This window comes from Streptomyces sp. NPDC017448, from assembly GCF_044330565.1.
In the GTDB taxonomy this organism is placed as follows: domain Bacteria; phylum Actinomycetota; class Actinomycetes; order Streptomycetales; family Streptomycetaceae; genus Streptomyces.
Window position 1 is genome coordinate 91,483 of the sequence record NZ_JBIRLM010000015.1, and the last position, 13,100, is coordinate 104,582.

The 13,100-nt window shown below is 69.8% G+C and carries 21 protein-coding genes; 2 read left to right on the forward strand and 19 right to left on the reverse strand.

Going from position 1 to position 13,100, the window contains the following annotated elements; translation table 11 throughout:
• Position 1: 1 nt before the first annotated feature.
• From ACH4K1_RS23225 to ACH4K1_RS23275, 11 genes are all read right to left on the reverse strand, one after another.
• Entirely contained in the window at positions 2-1,057 is a 1,056-nt protein-coding gene (locus tag ACH4K1_RS23225; RefSeq protein WP_398091192.1) for a hypothetical protein, read from the reverse strand.
• 15 nt (positions 1,058-1,072) lie between these two features.
• Entirely contained in the window at positions 1,073-1,294 is a 222-nt protein-coding gene (locus ACH4K1_RS23230) for a hypothetical protein (protein ID WP_398091193.1), read from the reverse strand.
• The gene (locus ACH4K1_RS23235; RefSeq protein ID WP_398091194.1) at positions 1,294-1,560 is read right to left on the reverse strand and encodes a hypothetical protein; all 267 of its coding nucleotides are present in this window, start codon (positions 1,558-1,560) and stop codon (positions 1,294-1,296) included. Before ACH4K1_RS23235 ends, ACH4K1_RS23230 begins: the two co-directional genes overlap by 1 nt.
• Positions 1,561-1,667: 107 nt before the next feature.
• Positions 1,668-2,105 carry a hypothetical protein gene (locus tag ACH4K1_RS23240; protein WP_398091195.1) on the reverse strand — a complete coding sequence of 146 codons (438 nt, stop codon included), beginning with the start codon at positions 2,103-2,105 and terminating at the stop codon, positions 1,668-1,670.
• A 102-nt stretch (positions 2,106-2,207) separates the two neighbouring features.
• The gene (locus ACH4K1_RS23245) at positions 2,208-3,572 is read right to left on the reverse strand and encodes a phage major capsid protein (RefSeq protein ID WP_398091196.1); all 1,365 of its coding nucleotides are present in this window, start codon (positions 3,570-3,572) and stop codon (positions 2,208-2,210) included.
• Positions 3,569-4,684, reverse strand: a complete 1,116-nt coding sequence (locus tag ACH4K1_RS23250) for a head maturation protease, ClpP-related (RefSeq protein WP_398091197.1) — start codon at positions 4,682-4,684, stop codon at positions 3,569-3,571. The genes ACH4K1_RS23245 and ACH4K1_RS23250 overlap by 4 nt, the downstream gene beginning before the upstream one ends.
• Positions 4,681-6,267 carry a phage portal protein gene (locus tag ACH4K1_RS23255; protein WP_398091198.1) on the reverse strand — a complete coding sequence of 529 codons (1,587 nt, stop codon included), beginning with the start codon at positions 6,265-6,267 and terminating at the stop codon, positions 4,681-4,683. Before ACH4K1_RS23255 ends, ACH4K1_RS23250 begins: the two co-directional genes overlap by 4 nt.
• A gap of 20 nt (positions 6,268-6,287) precedes the next feature.
• A complete protein-coding gene (locus tag ACH4K1_RS23260) occupies positions 6,288-6,479 on the reverse strand; it encodes a hypothetical protein (protein WP_398091199.1) in 192 nt (63 codons plus the stop codon).
• Positions 6,479-7,984 (reverse strand): hypothetical protein, encoded by a 1,506-nt coding sequence (locus ACH4K1_RS23265; protein ID WP_398091200.1) that lies wholly within the window; start codon positions 7,982-7,984, stop codon positions 6,479-6,481. Before ACH4K1_RS23265 ends, ACH4K1_RS23260 begins: the two co-directional genes overlap by 1 nt.
• On the reverse strand, positions 7,965-8,510 hold the full coding sequence (locus ACH4K1_RS23270; RefSeq protein WP_398091201.1) for a hypothetical protein: 546 nt from the start codon (positions 8,508-8,510) through the stop codon (positions 7,965-7,967). The genes ACH4K1_RS23265 and ACH4K1_RS23270 overlap by 20 nt, the downstream gene beginning before the upstream one ends.
• Positions 8,511-8,600: 90 nt before the next feature.
• Positions 8,601-8,927 (reverse strand): hypothetical protein, encoded by a 327-nt coding sequence (locus ACH4K1_RS23275; protein WP_398091203.1) that lies wholly within the window; start codon positions 8,925-8,927, stop codon positions 8,601-8,603.
• Positions 8,928-9,007: 80 nt separating this feature from the next.
• Between ACH4K1_RS23275 and ACH4K1_RS23280 the strand changes: the two genes are divergently transcribed.
• Positions 9,008-9,589: a hypothetical protein gene (locus ACH4K1_RS23280; RefSeq protein ID WP_398091204.1), complete on the forward strand. Its 582-nt coding sequence runs from the start codon at positions 9,008-9,010 to the stop codon at positions 9,587-9,589.
• A gap of 74 nt (positions 9,590-9,663) precedes the next feature.
• Positions 9,664-10,269, forward strand: coding sequence for a hypothetical protein (locus ACH4K1_RS23285; protein WP_398091205.1), 606 nt, complete (start codon positions 9,664-9,666; stop codon positions 10,267-10,269).
• Between the two features lie 89 nt (positions 10,270-10,358).
• On the opposite strand, the gene ACH4K1_RS23290 is transcribed toward ACH4K1_RS23285, so the two are convergent.
• From ACH4K1_RS23290 to ACH4K1_RS23325, 8 genes are all read right to left on the reverse strand, one after another.
• The gene (locus tag ACH4K1_RS23290) at positions 10,359-10,562 is read right to left on the reverse strand and encodes a hypothetical protein (protein WP_398091206.1); all 204 of its coding nucleotides are present in this window, start codon (positions 10,560-10,562) and stop codon (positions 10,359-10,361) included.
• A 7-nt stretch (positions 10,563-10,569) separates the two neighbouring features.
• Positions 10,570-11,007: a hypothetical protein gene (locus tag ACH4K1_RS23295; protein WP_398091207.1), complete on the reverse strand. Its 438-nt coding sequence runs from the start codon at positions 11,005-11,007 to the stop codon at positions 10,570-10,572.
• Positions 11,008-11,047: 40 nt separating this feature from the next.
• Entirely contained in the window at positions 11,048-11,314 is a 267-nt protein-coding gene (locus ACH4K1_RS23300) for a MerR family transcriptional regulator (protein WP_398091208.1), read from the reverse strand.
• A gap of 116 nt (positions 11,315-11,430) precedes the next feature.
• Positions 11,431-11,853, reverse strand: coding sequence for a DUF6221 family protein (locus tag ACH4K1_RS23305; protein WP_398091210.1), 423 nt, complete (start codon positions 11,851-11,853; stop codon positions 11,431-11,433).
• 108 nt (positions 11,854-11,961) lie between these two features.
• Positions 11,962-12,207 carry a hypothetical protein gene (locus tag ACH4K1_RS23310; protein WP_398091211.1) on the reverse strand — a complete coding sequence of 82 codons (246 nt, stop codon included), beginning with the start codon at positions 12,205-12,207 and terminating at the stop codon, positions 11,962-11,964.
• A gap of 8 nt (positions 12,208-12,215) precedes the next feature.
• Positions 12,216-12,638, reverse strand: coding sequence for a hypothetical protein (locus tag ACH4K1_RS23315; RefSeq protein WP_398091213.1), 423 nt, complete (start codon positions 12,636-12,638; stop codon positions 12,216-12,218).
• A 4-nt stretch (positions 12,639-12,642) separates the two neighbouring features.
• Positions 12,643-12,765, reverse strand: coding sequence for a hypothetical protein (locus ACH4K1_RS23320; RefSeq protein WP_398091214.1), 123 nt, complete (start codon positions 12,763-12,765; stop codon positions 12,643-12,645).
• A gap of 84 nt (positions 12,766-12,849) precedes the next feature.
• The gene (locus ACH4K1_RS23325; RefSeq protein WP_398091215.1) at positions 12,850-13,050 is read right to left on the reverse strand and encodes a hypothetical protein; all 201 of its coding nucleotides are present in this window, start codon (positions 13,048-13,050) and stop codon (positions 12,850-12,852) included.
• Between the last annotated feature and the right edge of the window lie 50 nt (positions 13,051-13,100).

Here is a 13,100-nt window from a genome sequence, read left to right on the forward strand (position 1 = left end):
GTCAGACCCCCCGCAGTCGGGCCTTGCGGCCGAGCGCGTCATACGTCTGGGTGCGCAGCGACTTGAGCGCTTCGAGAGTCGCTTCGCGGGAGGTGCTGCCGCCGGAGGCCGTACGGAACCACCCGGCCTGCTCCTGGAGCAGGACGTTGATCGCCTCGGCCAGGGCCAGCTGGTGCGCGAGCGCCGGCGGATCCCACCGGTGCACGTTGCTGCCGGACGGGTGGGCGGACGCCGTGGTGCCGAGCGCGCCCCGGGTGACGACCAGGGCCCGGGGGGCGTAGAGGGCGGCACCAGCGGTGTGCGGCGCGAGCGTCGACCCGTCCCACGCCCGGCGCACGATCAGCGAGTTCCCGGCGATGTCGACGATGAGGAGCTGCTCGCCGTCGAGGAGGACAGTCTCGTCGACCGCGAACTCCGTGCCGTCCTGGACGGGGATGACGGTGGTCTTCGCCTGGCCGTCCACGTCGGCGGCGAGGGTCTGCCCGGTGTCGACCTGCGTGCGGCCGGTGACGAGGAGCCGCTCGTCGTCGATGCGGAGGACGCTGCCGACGCCGGTGTCCGCCGATGTGGTGGCGTCGACCGTGACCGTGGTGGCCGTGCCGTCGATGGTCGCGGTGGTCTCGCCGAGGTGGGTCTCGTCGTTCCGGTACCCGTACAGGCCGGTGATGGTGATGGTTCGCTGGTGGGTGTCGCCGCCGATCCACCCAGCGGTGGCGCTCGCGGTGTCGAGCTGGACCTGGTTGTACGGCGGGCCGTACGCGTTCGGTTCCAGGAACACGGCGTCGGCCGGGACGATGGTCCCGCCGGTGGTGACTTCGGTGACGGAGATCAGTTCGTTCTCGTCGAGCCACAGCCGCCACGGCCGGGCCCGCTGCCCGTTCGGCCAGTCCCACGATCGGGACGCCAACTCCGGGTAGAAGCGGCGGCGGCAGAGCCCGTCCACGGCGCGGGATCCGGAGGCGAGGGCGCGGTCGATGGCGCGGGTGGCGCGGGCGGTCTGCTTGACGTCGAGGGCGGCCTTGATGTCCTCGCGGGTGGCGTAGACGGGGGTCTGCATGTCACCTCCTCCAGGTCAGTCGGTGTCGGTCTCGGGCGTGCGGGGCGCGGGCGGCGGGGACAGCAGCAGCTGCTCCACCTCCTGCACGGCGGTGAGCCACGCGTGCTGGATCACGCCGCCGAGGTCGTCCCACTCGGGCATCGGGTCGCCGCGGAAGTTCAGTCCGCCGGTCGCCCCGCCGTACGCCGCGTAGGCGGCCTGCGCGAGCTGGAGCCGGGTGGGCCTGGGCCTGGCCATCAGCTGTTACCGGCGTCCGACGTAGCTTCCGTCTGGTCGCCATCCGTCCCACGGGCAGTAGAGCTGTCCGTCTGGTCCTTCCCGGAGCGGTTCCCCGTCTTGGGGGCAGGCTTCGGGCGGTCGGCTGCGTTCTTCCGCGGCGAGGTCGATGCCTTCTCGGACGGTGTCTCGGAGCTGCTCCCAGCTGATACGTCCTCACCACCCTCGGGCTCGAGCTCGGGCGCGTCCGCGTTCGTCGCGCCGCCGTGCACGGTGATCTTCGCCATGACGTCTTCGCCTTCCTCTCGTCGGTTCGTGCTGCCGCACTGCGGGCACCGGGGCGCACCGACCGAATACACGGCCGTGCACCCCAGGCACACCCACAGAGCCACGGTCAGACCGCCATCGCGGGCAGGTTCTCCGGGGCCCGCTGCACAGCCAGGTCGCGGGTCAGCGCGGTCACCGCACCGGCGCCGGTCGACGCCAGGCGCACGTACCCGAACCCGTCGTCGAGCGAGGTGGCCTCAACCTCGACGACCATCGCGTTCTGGGTGGCCGCCGCCGCCGTCACGACCGTCGACGCCGCGGCCTGCGTGCGGCGGGTCCAGGCGTCCGTGCCGTCCCCGGTACTGGTGTGGTACTCGGTGATCGAGGCCAGCGCCTTCGCACCGGTCCCGGCCGCGTCCCGTGCCTGGGTGAGGGTGTAGGTGTCGCCCGCCGCCGCCGCGAGGTAGCAGACGAACGCCACCCCGCCCGCGTCCGAGAGGCTGACCCACTTGTTGTCGGCGAGGGCCAGCGCGTTGAACTCCCTGCCGAGGGCCTTCTGAGCCATGAGCTACTCCTGTCGTCTGGTACCTGTCGGGGCGACACTGCCGACCCGGGTGGTGGCCGGCGGCGGGGCGTGGCTGCCGCCGCCGGCCGGGTGAGGGTGGGGTCAGGCTGCGAGTTCGACGAACGGCGACAGCTTGTTGCTGGAGCCGTTGGCGGGGGTGATGGCGGACTGGAGCCACGGGCGGCCGTCGACGCGCTGGATGATGCGGAAGGTGGTCTTGTCGCTGCCGAACTTGAAGTCGGTGCTGGAGTCGACGGTCATGGTCTGGCGGTCGCCGACGAGGTAGTAGGCGAGGTCGACGAACGCGATGTCGCCGCGGGCGCCGAGCTGTCCGGCCTTCTCGCTGATGATGAGCGGGCGGCCGAAGATGCTCATCGGCATGGCCGAGCTGGCGTTGACGACGAAGACGCTGTTGCCGCCGGTGCCGACGTCGAGGCTCATCTGGAGGAGCTGGGGCAGGGCGTCGGGGGAGCAGACCCACACCGCGTTGGACAGCGACGAGGGGAGCATCCGGGCGTACATGTTGACGATGTCGACGTACGTGATCGTCGAGGCGGTGCCGCGGGTGACGGCGACGGCCGCCTTGTTCTTCGCGCCCATGAACCCGAGGGGCTTGCCGACGCCGTTCCCGCTCATGAACGCCTGGTCCTCGGAGAAGGACAGGGCCTCCGGCCACAGCCGTTCGATGAGTGCGGCGAAGGAGACGATGGAGTCCTGGAGCAGCTCGTTGGGGACGGCGGACAGGCCCGTGAGCTTCTTCGCGTCGAGGTCGACCCGCCCGAACTTCGGGTTGGAGTCCTCCAGGGCTGCGCCTTCCTCGCCCCAGTAGGCGATCATCCCGCCGAACACGCTGCCCTGGTTCGACGTGGTGTCGATGATCGGCATCGGGACGCGGGCCGAGTCCATCGGGATGACCGTGGCCAGCGGGCGGACGATGCTCTTCTCCAGGGCGATCTGGAGGAGCTGGGAGCGCAGGACCTCGGGGACGAGGAACCCGCCGTCCGCCGGGGACACGGACGAGGCGGCGTTGCGGAGCAGCGCCAGCTTCTCGCCGATCTCGGCGGTCGGGTCCGTGCGGTGCCAGATCGTCCGGATGTACTCGGTGCTGTTCGCGAAGCTCTTGTCGAGGACGGCTCCGGCGGCGGTCGGGTTGTGGGCGGTGCCCTGCCGGTGGGAGGTGAGCATCCCGCCGCGCTTCGCCTGCGGGTCCAGGTCGAGACGCTGGATCGCGTCCTTCCCCGCGCCCGGCATGTCGTTGTCCTTGAGCATCTGCGCGAAGACCTTCTGGGTCTCCTCGGCCACCATGCGGTTGAGCTCGGTGCCGTCGCCCTGCTGCGCCTGCCCGTACGCGGTGATGAACTCCGTCAGCGTCTCCTTCGAGGCCATCACCTCCTGAAGCTTCGCCGGGTCGCCGAGCATCTCGGCGAGCTCGTTGCTGGTGCGCGGGATCGTCATCGTGGTGGTCACAGCAGTGCCTCCTTCAGGCGGGTGAACTCGTCGTCCGCGCTGGGCGGCGGAGTCATCAGGTGGGCCACTGCTGTGGCCCACGCGGGTTCGTCAGCCGCTGCGGCGGGCGCCACTGCGGGGTCGGGCTGGTCGTTGGCCGGGGCCACGGTGGGCTCCGGTTCGGTGGTGTGGTTCTCGACGGCCGGGGCCTCCGGCTCGGCGGGCGCGGTCGCGGCGTGGAGCAGGGCGACCATCTCGGGGGTGAGGACGGACCCGGCGGTGAACGTCAGCTCGGGGCCGTGCTCGCCCTTGATCTCGACCCGGGCGGGCGGAGGCGAAGGGACAGGCCGGGCGGGCAGCGTCGGGCCGTCACACACGGGCCCCTCGCCAACGGTGGCGAGCGCCTCGGAGTCGAGGACCCCGCCGGTCGCGGGCGCGGGCGCTTCCTCACGGCCGGCGTACCGGAACACCGACAGGTCCCAGGTGTTCGTGAGCGCGGGCTCCGGCTCCTCAGCCGCCTTGCGGGACGGCAGCACCTCGTCCGCGAGGCCGGCCGCCACCGCTTCGGCGGCGAGGTACCAGGACTCCGCGCGCATCCGCTCGCGCCACTCCTCGCGGGTGCCGCCTGCTCGCTCTGCGTAGGCGTCGGCGATGTTGTCGGACTGGGTGTCGAGGAGCGCCGCCATCTCGGTCATGTCCGCCGCGTTGCCGAAGCACATGCCGGACGCGTCGTGGATCATCAGCTGCGACTGCGGGGTCATCACGATGCGGTCGCCGGCCATCGCGATGACGGACGCGGCGGAGGCGGCGATGCCGTCGACCTGGACGGTGACGTTCGCGGGGTGCAGGCGGATCGCGTTGGCGATGGCGATCCCGTCGAACACCGACCCGCCAGGGGAGTTGATGCGGACGCGGAGCCGTGGGGCGGTGACCGCGCGCAGCTCGTCGACGATCTCGCCGGGGGTGTTCCCGAACCAGCCGCCGATCTCGTCGTAGATGAGGAGCTCCGCCTCATCCGCGTCGGCGGCGTTGCGGATCTCGTACCAGGCACGCGGGGCCTGCGGCCGGGCACGGGCGGTCAGGTGTTCCGGCCGGGCGACGGCCGCGATCAGGGGCATGGGGTCTCCGCTCATGTGTCGCCTCCAGCGCGCCGCTTGACGACCTTGCACCGGCAGTCGTTGCCGTGCTCCGCGCCGACGCAGCGCACGTAGCCCGCGCCGCCGGGGTAGTCCTTGTACGCCTGCTCCCGGTTGCGGTAGAGGCGGCCAGCGTTCTCCGCGCACGGGGCGCAGGTGTTGTCGTCGTCCTCGGCGACCACCACCCACCGCATCGCCGCCTCGATGCCGTCGCCGTCGAGAAGCTGCGCGGCCAGGGCGCTGAACGAGTTGGACGGGGCCACGGCTGGGGCACCGGCGGCGGGAACGTCGAAGCCGAGCATCGGCAGGATCGTCGGGGCGAGGAGCGGCGCCCGGGTCACGAGCTTGATGAGGAGCTCACGGTTCGGGTCCGCGCCGGGCTGACCGAACGCGATGGCGGGCAGCCCGATCGCGGCGAGGACTTCTGGCCCGTACGCGCCGGCCTCGATGAGGGACTGCGCTGCCGTCGACTTCGCGACGAGCTGCGCGGCCTCGGTCTCCGGGTCCGGCGGCACGGGGTTCTCGTAGTCGAACTCCAGGCCCTGCGCGGTCGCGCCGAAGAGGGGGAGGAGGTCGTGGTTGAGGGCGCCCTTGATGCGCTCCAGGCGCGGGACGGTGAGCTGTTCCGCGAACCATGCCTTGCTGGCCTCGGCGGTGGCGCGGTTGACGTCGGTGACCTCGCCGAGCGCGAACGAGGGAATACCGAACGCCTCGCGGATCACGGTCCGGGACACACCTCGGAGTTCAGCGAACTGCATGTCCCTCTGGCTGAGCTTCCGGTCGATCCACTTGCCGTGCTCCAGGATCGCGACCCGGTGCGCGTTGGCGACGCCCCGGTGCTGCTCGTTCCACCGGTCCCGCAGCTGGTCGAAGTCGGGGTCGCTGAGCGGGGTGGGGACCTCGATGATCCCGCCGGGCTCCGCGCTGTTCAGGAAGAAGTTCCGGTTCCACTCCGCGCTGTACCGGGTGGCGTCGAGGTCGGCGAGGATCGCCTGCACCGGGCCCATCCCGCGGTACGGGTCCAGCGGGTTGGGCATCCGCAGCTGGATGACCTCGTCGAGTTCGAGAGGGATCTGCTCCCCGTCGGGCGACGTGTAGACGTACCCGGCGAGGAACCGTTCCTGCGACGGGACGGGGGTCATGCGGTCCGGGCGGACCGGCCACAGTTCCAGCGGGAGGGTCTTCACCGCCGGGTGCTTGGCGATGACCCACCAGCCTTCGCCGACCAGGTCGACGTGCTGCTGGAACGTCTCGACGAACTCCTGCCGCGGCATGAATGGGTTGGGCTTGTTCCACAGGTCCAGTGCCGCGTGCGAGGTGACCTCGACGCGGTCTTCCTTCTTGCCCGACTTGGCCTTCCGCCACAGCTTCCAGTCGACCTGGGCGGTGGCGTTGCTGGTGCGGTTGACGATCGAGAAGAGGGTGCCGACCGAACCCATGGCCCGCATCTGCGCTTCCACGCCGGCCGGTCGCATGAAGGGGAGGGCGCGCTGGGCGCCGCGGCTGACGAACGGGATGGGGGTGTCGACGGCGGTGCGCTGTGCGAGGGCGGTGAGGGAGCCGATGAGTGTCTTGCCCATGGCCCCCTCCTCGCTGCCCGTCAGTCGCTGTCGACCCACCACTGGAGGACGACGGTGAGGACACCACCGGTGATCAACCCGACGCCCATACCGAAAATGCTCCAGCTTCCAGCCGAGATTAGCGCGAATCCTGCGGTGTTCATGGCGGTCGGCCGCAACTTCTTCAACATGGGGGTGCTGCTGGCCACCACGGACAGGAACTTCTTCGGCATCACAGCCACCTCACTCGGGGGCGGCCCGCGGAGTAGTACGCGAGCAGCAGGGCATCGGCGTTGTCCGGGCTGCGCCCGAGCCGCTTACGAATCTCGTCCTTCGGCTCCACCCGGATCCGCCCCTTGGGGTCGGTGTCCCAACGCGGTTCGAGGAGCTGCGCCACCGTGGTGTCGGCGTTGTCCATCATCGCCAGGTCCCACCCGGCCGCTTCGGACAGGCCGCGGCCGAGGGACCACCAGATCTCGGCGCGGAGGTTGATGAACTTGTCGGGCTCGGAGGCGGCACTGCCGACGTTCACGCCGATGATGTGCGCCGTGTGCTCGCCGCGGGTGGCCGCGTTGCGGAGTTCGCCGATCACGCCGAAGCCGATCCCGATGCTGTCGACCTTCACCGCGGTGGCGCCAGACTCCTTGATCGCGCGGAGGATCAGCGGGGCGATCACCTCCGGCCGGTCCGTGTGCGCGGACCACTCCCGGCCGGCCCGGCGCCCGCGCCGCTCCCGGATCACCGTCTCGTCCCCGCCGCCGCCGACGTCGACACCGAGCTCAACGGGCTCCAACTCCTCCGGGCGCGGCCGGTGGTCGGTCGCGGCCCGGCAGCGCGCGATGTCGGACTGGCGGACCACCTGGTTCGCCGCGTCCGTGCTGAACTCGCCCAAAACCTTGGCCCGGTAGATGGGGTTGTCGACGCCCCAGTCCCTCGCCTTCTCCTCCACCCACTCCCGGGACACGAGCGCGGCCGCCATGTCCTCGGGGATGGTCTCGCCGGTCAGGTTCGGGGAGTCGAACGCGCTGATCGACATCTGGTGCCAGCCCGATCCCGGGGTGCACACCTTCCGGAAGTGGGACGCCGGGTTGTCGGGGTTGCCGATCGCAAGGATCCGGCAGTCCGGGCCCGTCGCCAGCGCGTCGGCCGCAGTCCACAGCTGCTCGGGGATCCCGCACGCCTCGTCCAGGATCACGAGAACGTACCGGGCGTGGATGCCCTGGAACCCGTCCTCGTCGGTGTCCGCCGGCTTCCGCCCGTACCCGACCAGCTCGTCGTCGATGAGCCACTCGGTCTGGTTCACGCGGCCGGCCAACTTGCCGGTGCGGTGGTGCTTACGGATGTACCGCCACAAGATCGCCCGCACCTGGGAGAACGTCGGGGCGGTCGACACGACGAACGCCTCGCCGGGCGGGTGGGTGTCGAGCCACCAGCAGGCGACGAGCGCGGCCGTCCAGGACTTCCCGACGCCGTGCCCGGACCGTACGGCGGTGCGCCGGTGGTCGCGGACGGCGTGGAGGATCTCCCGCTGCTTCGACCACACCGTCTGCCGGAGGCGCTCCTGCACCCACCGCACCGGCGTCGCCCCGTACCGCTGCGTCCGGCGGGCGAGGGCGCGGCGGTCGATGTGGGTCTTCAGCTGGTCACGGACGACCTTCAGTTGGCGGGTGTCTCCGGCGCGGACCAGCTGGTCAATCTGGTGGCGCAGGTGCTCCAGGTCAGCCGTCGGTGCCGTCATCGCCCGCCACGCTGTCGTCGTCCGTCACCCGGTCGAACAGGGCGCTGATTTCCGCGCCGAGTTGCTGCGCGTCCACGCTCACGCGGGACGGGGCGTCGGCGCCGAACAGCTTCCGGTACGACTCCCGGATCGTGCGCAGTTCCCGGATCGCGGCCAGCTTTGGCCCGTCGTCGAGGAGCGGGGTGCCGTCGTCGTCCTTCACGATCTTCCCGTGCGACACCATCACGTGGTCTCGCTCCAGGACTTCGAGGGCGGACACGTACAGGTCGTCGAGCTGCGCCGCCTCCGACCGGATCAGCTTGGTGACGGGCTCTCGGGCGACGTCGGCCTTCGCGCGCTGCACCCCGCGCCACGCCTCGCCCTTGTCGCTGTACCCCAGTTCGTCGGCGATCTGCTGGTAGCTCTTGCGCTCGGAGCGGAGGTCGGCAGCGGCGGCGTCGCGGCGTACGGACTCGATGCTGCGGGTGTACCGGCCCTTCCCGTCGCGAAGCCGATTGTCCTCGTCGGGCTGCTGATCGTGTGCCATTGGCGGCCTCCCTCCGAACTCAGGGTAGCCAATGGCCCACCCCAACACGCGCGCTCAGACGCAGGTGAGTGGGCCACCCCGGCGCCACAGTCACTGCTCGGCGGCGTCCTCGATCTGCTGCTCCAGGTCGGCGACGCCCTCACGGTTGGCCTGGCTGATGCCGTCCATGTACGCGTCGAGGTACTCGCTGTCGGAGAGGTCGGCGCACTCCGCGGGGACCGGGTCGGAGGGGACGGATCCGTCGGGGCCGGCGGGGAGTTCGGCGACGGCGTCGACGCAGGCCTGCACCGTGGTGGCCTGATCGGCCTTCGGCGCGGTCGACGTCGTGGTGGCTGGCTCCGGGCTGCTGGTGCCGGTGGAGCAGGCGGTGAGGGTGGCGGCCAGGAATATGGACGCGGCGGCGGTACGGGTGCGCATGGTGTCCCCCTATGTGGTTGGGAACGAATCGTGACATGCCCGCTGGGACGTGCGGGTGCCGCAGCAGTAATCTCGCGCGCATGAGTTCAGTCGACTGGGGAGACGCCCCCACTTGGATAGCCGCAGTCTTCGCGGGTGGCGCAGCTCTGTTCGCTGGTCTGACCATCAGGAGCCAGCGCCAACAGATCCGTGAGCAACAGCACTTCATTGCGGAGCAATCCCAGAACCTAGCTCTAGAACGTGCTGAACTTCACGCAGCCGAAGAGACACGCCGCTGGGCCCAGGCCAAGCAAGTCACGATGATCTTCGATACGAGTGGCTACCGAGAGCGAGATTCCGCTGGCAGCTTGATTGGCTACGACCGTTGGAGGGTCAAGGTCGCAAACGGCAGTGACGAGCCTGTAAAGGACGTCAAGGTCAGGTTCGGTGATACATACGATGCGGCCAACGCGGTAGAGGTTGAATCTCAACACCTTCCTGACAGTGGAAGGCGTGGAGTGCCGGTGGCTGTACTCGGGCCTCAACGAACAGCTGTGTTCGAGTCGCCTCGCTGGCAGGAGGCTACGGTGGACAACAACCGGCCCGTACTCCAGTTCACGGACGCGGCTGGTGCCGTCTGGCGCAGAGATGAACATGGCGTGCTGGCTGCCGCTGAGGAGTGACGAAGCTGGCTACTGGCGGGCAGGGCTTTCCCAAACCGGATGCTCCTCCCGGCAAGCCTCGACACACTGGGCGCATGCAGATGACTGAACCCTTTGCCGCGACGATAGCCGCCGTAGTGCCGGTGATCTGGCTGGTGGGCGCCCTTGAGGTGCACCAGATGATGAAGATCTACCTGGCCAGCGCGCAATACCTCGAGTCGACGGCTACGGAGGGAGAGAAGTTGCTGAAGAAGGTCGGAGAGCACCCGACTCCGAATCAAATAATCGAGCTCAACAAGGAAATGAGCGAGCGGCTCGACGACGGCGTGGAGCGGCTGAAGACCTTCCCGCCCTCCTTCCTGAACCCTCTCTGGGCCGCAGTCGTTGCGGTCCTACTTCTGTCGGAGTTTGAGGCCCTGCGCTGGCTCGCCGCTGACGACCCTGGGCCCCGTCCTGAGTGGGCCGTCTTCCTGCTCGTCTCGACCATGGTCGGCTTCGGAGCCGTCACGGTAGTCCCTGTAGTCGTGACTATGACGCAGACACTGGGCTACCTGCGACGCGGCAAACAGAGGCATGCTGCCGTCCGTGATGCGCTGGCGCTCCAACTCAACAACATCAGACGACGTGTGGACGACTACCGATCTCAGGCGCAGGCACTTCAGCGTGACGTTGATGCGGTTCGGTCAGAGCAAGACGAGTAGCGTCGATGCGTGGCGGGAGGCTCTGCACGTGTCGACGCCCCCGCCGACCCGATCCGGCGGGGGCATCTGGCCGGGCGCTCCCCGGCGGCTTACTGGCAGTCGTCGTACATGAGGTAGTCGTCGCCTTCGCAGAGGCTGTCGCTGTACCCCGGGTCTCTGATGGTGGGGACGGTCGGGGCTGGTGTTTCCTCGGCGTCGTCTGCTCCTCCGGCGCAACTCCCGGCGATCACCAGGATCAGTAGGAGGAACAGGGGGATGGCGCAGCACGGGTAGGTCTTCTGCGGCTCGCTCATGGGTGCTTCAGAAGTCGGGGCAGAGGTGCTTGTGGCTCACGGCGAGGATCTTCTCGGCTGTGGCGAGCCCGTGGCCGTCCGGGTGGGTGGGGCTGCTCCACCGCTTGTTGGTCTGGTCGACCTGCTTGGCCTTGTCGTTGGGGAACCGCTTGATGACCCCGCAGGTGTCCATGCCTCGGCTGACGGCCTTGGGGGTCTTGCCGTGGGCGATGTCGGTGTTGATGCCGTCGAGGGCCCTGACGAAGGCGGCGGCGGTGCCGTCGTCGGGGCGGGGCGGGAGGCCGGCGGCGGCTAGGGCTGCGTCGCGGTCGGCCTTGCTGAGCGTGCTGGTACTGGGCTGGGGCCCGGCGGCCGGGACGTCCGGCTCGGGCGTGGTTCCGCAGGCGGTGACCGTCAGGACCAGGCTGGCCGTGATGAGTGCGGCGGCGGTAGTGCGGGTGCGCATTGGTGTTCCCCCCAGGGAGTTGAGATGAGGGGAAAGCGTGTCACGTACGTGGGGGCGATGTGGCGGCTTCGGGGATGCCGACGAGGCGGAGGGCGCGGGCGCGCGTCTTGAGCTCGGCGCGGGCGACGTCGGCGAGGTCGTAGAGGGGCCGGCCGTCGTCGGTGAGTCCGGCGCGGGTGAGGTGGCCCCGGGTGGCCCAGTAGCGGATGGACGAGGGGCGGATGACGGCAGCGCCGGCGCTGAAGAAGCGCCGGGCCCGGGTCGCGTGGGCGGCGGCCTGAGCGGTGGTGAGGAGCTCGGTGTCCATGGGCCTCCCTCCGGGCACGGAAAAGCCCCTGGCCGGTGGTCAGGGGCTCTGCGGACACACGTGTGGTGGTGGCAGCAGTGTGGCGCTAAATTGCGATCTTGTCCAGCGGCGGGGCTCTACGGCCGCCAGGCGTCCTGGTAGTCGGGGTGGGCGGCGTACGGCAGGGCGAGCAGTCGGAGAGTCTGACATGGGAAGTGCCCGCCCGGTCGGCCGTCGACGTGCTCTCGGCCGCAGCGCCCGCAGATGATGTCACCGTTGGCTGCTGTCCACGGCTCGTGGCACTCGATGATCCGCTGCTTGGCTTCGACCTCGGCCAGAACGCGGGCCGGGTCGTGGCGGGCGGCGTGCGCCACAGCTGCGCCATCGAGAGCGTCCGCCCCGCCCGCGCCTGCCCACCGTCGCCGGTTTTTCAGGGCCACCCCCAGCAGGATGTCTAGGCTCGAATCCCAGGTAGCAAGCGGACCGACCTCAGCTGCTTGACGGGCCAACTCCGCGTCCTCGTCGTAGCGGGCGCGGAGGAACTGCACGAGGTCGTCCATGGGGTCATCCTCTCGTGGGTGAGGCCCCGGTCGTCGTGGTGACGGCCGGGGCCTCGGTCCCGTAGCGCGGCAGCCAGCTCGCGATCCTGCGGGTGTGATGCGGGCAGGCTACTGCGGGGGTGTGACAGTGCGGGGCCCCGGGCATTCGGATGCCCAGTGCAGGTACTGGAGCGGGTCTCTCATACCGTGCTCGGGGCAGTCGTAGTCCTCGGTGTCGTACGCGACGCCGCCGCACGGAGCCTTGGGGCAGATGCACGTGGAGCGGGAGCCGCCGAATGCGGTGAAGCAGCCGTGCTGCACATAGGCGCTGGCCTCCATGACCGCCTGAATGTCGCGGGTGGGCGTGGGTCCCATGCTGTCCATCATTCCTTCTTCGGCGTAGCGGTGGGCTTTTCCTTGAGGGTGCCGAGGCGGGCGTGGACGCGGCCGAGTGCCGCGACGGTCTCCTTCGCGACGGCCTGCGCTGCCCTGATCTCGGCGTAGAGCGCGGTCAGTTCCGTCTGGGTGTCGGCGCCGTCGGTCGCCTCGATGCGCTGGTCGTCCACGGCGATCAGGTACTCGATGTCGCCGAGGAGCTCGGGGAGACGCGCTGCCATCGTGACGAGGTGGCCGGTGACGCGGTACCCGTGCTCGGGGCGCTCCCAGCCCTCCGAGTGACCGGTGTCGGTGCACAGGGAGAGGCGGCGCAGGGCGTCGGCGGCGGTGTCGGCGTAGAGCCAGGGACGGGTGTCCATGAGGATGCCGCCGTACGCGGCCATGTCGTCGGGGAGCTGGATGTCGGGCATGCGGTCATCGTCCCGTCTGCTGCTGGCCGGTGGGGGTGGATCCGGCTTTCTCGGCGGCCCGCTTCTGCTGACTTGCCTTGTTGCGCTCGGCGAGGTCGCCAATGTTGATCTGCTTCTCCAGTGCCATGCTGTGCGTCCTGTCTCGTGGGATGGGGGCCGGGGCGGCCGGTCGCCTGGCAGTGATGCGGCCGCCCCGGAGTCAGCGGGTGGGTCAGCGTTCTTCGCCGTCGGTAAGGCCCTCGTACGGCTCCTCGTCGTCGTGCTCCTGGTCGTGCTGCCCCGCTGCCGCGGCCTCCTCGGCCCAGCGTTCTTCGTCCTGCGCGTCGAGCAGCGCTTCGGCGGCCTGGTCGTACTCGCGCATCTCCTCTCCGGACATCACGTCGGCGTTGGTCATCTCGTCGTAGTCGGTCACGGGTCCTCCTGGTGGTGGTAGATGGGCGGGAGACGCCCCGGTAGATAGCG

Excerpts from the sequence above, each read along its gene's own strand:
- ACH4K1_RS23280 (WP_398091204.1), top strand. The coding sequence starts at position 9,008 with ATGAGTTCAGTCGACTGGGGAGACGCCCCCACTTGGATAGCCGCAGTC.
- ACH4K1_RS23230 (WP_398091193.1), bottom strand. The coding sequence starts at position 1,294 with ATGGCCAGGCCCAGGCCCACCCGGCTCCAGCTCGCGCAGGCCGCCTAC.
- ACH4K1_RS23255 (WP_398091198.1), bottom strand. The coding sequence starts at position 6,267 with ATGGGCAAGACACTCATCGGCTCCCTCACCGCCCTCGCACAGCGCACC.
- ACH4K1_RS23240 (WP_398091195.1), bottom strand. The coding sequence starts at position 2,105 with ATGGCTCAGAAGGCCCTCGGCAGGGAGTTCAACGCGCTGGCCCTCGCC.
- ACH4K1_RS23270 (WP_398091201.1), bottom strand. The coding sequence starts at position 8,510 with ATGGCACACGATCAGCAGCCCGACGAGGACAATCGGCTTCGCGACGGG.
- ACH4K1_RS23290 (WP_398091206.1), bottom strand. The coding sequence starts at position 10,562 with ATGAGCGAGCCGCAGAAGACCTACCCGTGCTGCGCCATCCCCCTGTTC.
- ACH4K1_RS23285 (WP_398091205.1), top strand. The coding sequence starts at position 9,664 with ATGCAGATGACTGAACCCTTTGCCGCGACGATAGCCGCCGTAGTGCCG.
- ACH4K1_RS23300 (WP_398091208.1), bottom strand. The coding sequence starts at position 11,314 with ATGGACACCGAGCTCCTCACCACCGCTCAGGCCGCCGCCCACGCGACC.
- ACH4K1_RS23275 (WP_398091203.1), bottom strand. The coding sequence starts at position 8,927 with ATGCGCACCCGTACCGCCGCCGCGTCCATATTCCTGGCCGCCACCCTC.
- ACH4K1_RS23225 (WP_398091192.1), bottom strand. The coding sequence starts at position 1,057 with ATGCAGACCCCCGTCTACGCCACCCGCGAGGACATCAAGGCCGCCCTC.
- ACH4K1_RS23295 (WP_398091207.1), bottom strand. The coding sequence starts at position 11,007 with ATGCGCACCCGCACTACCGCCGCCGCACTCATCACGGCCAGCCTGGTC.
- ACH4K1_RS23250 (WP_398091197.1), bottom strand. The coding sequence starts at position 4,684 with ATGAGCGGAGACCCCATGCCCCTGATCGCGGCCGTCGCCCGGCCGGAA.
- ACH4K1_RS23315 (WP_398091213.1), bottom strand. The coding sequence starts at position 12,638 with ATGCCCGACATCCAGCTCCCCGACGACATGGCCGCGTACGGCGGCATC.
- ACH4K1_RS23235 (WP_398091194.1), bottom strand. The coding sequence starts at position 1,560 with ATGGCGAAGATCACCGTGCACGGCGGCGCGACGAACGCGGACGCGCCC.
- ACH4K1_RS23310 (WP_398091211.1), bottom strand. The coding sequence starts at position 12,207 with ATGGGACCCACGCCCACCCGCGACATTCAGGCGGTCATGGAGGCCAGC.
- ACH4K1_RS23320 (WP_398091214.1), bottom strand. The coding sequence starts at position 12,765 with ATGGCACTGGAGAAGCAGATCAACATTGGCGACCTCGCCGAGCGCAAC.
- ACH4K1_RS23260 (WP_398091199.1), bottom strand. The coding sequence starts at position 6,479 with ATGCCGAAGAAGTTCCTGTCCGTGGTGGCCAGCAGCACCCCCATGTTG.
- ACH4K1_RS23265 (WP_398091200.1), bottom strand. The coding sequence starts at position 7,984 with ATGACGGCACCGACGGCTGACCTGGAGCACCTGCGCCACCAGATTGAC.
- ACH4K1_RS23305 (WP_398091210.1), bottom strand. The coding sequence starts at position 11,853 with ATGGACGACCTCGTGCAGTTCCTCCGCGCCCGCTACGACGAGGACGCG.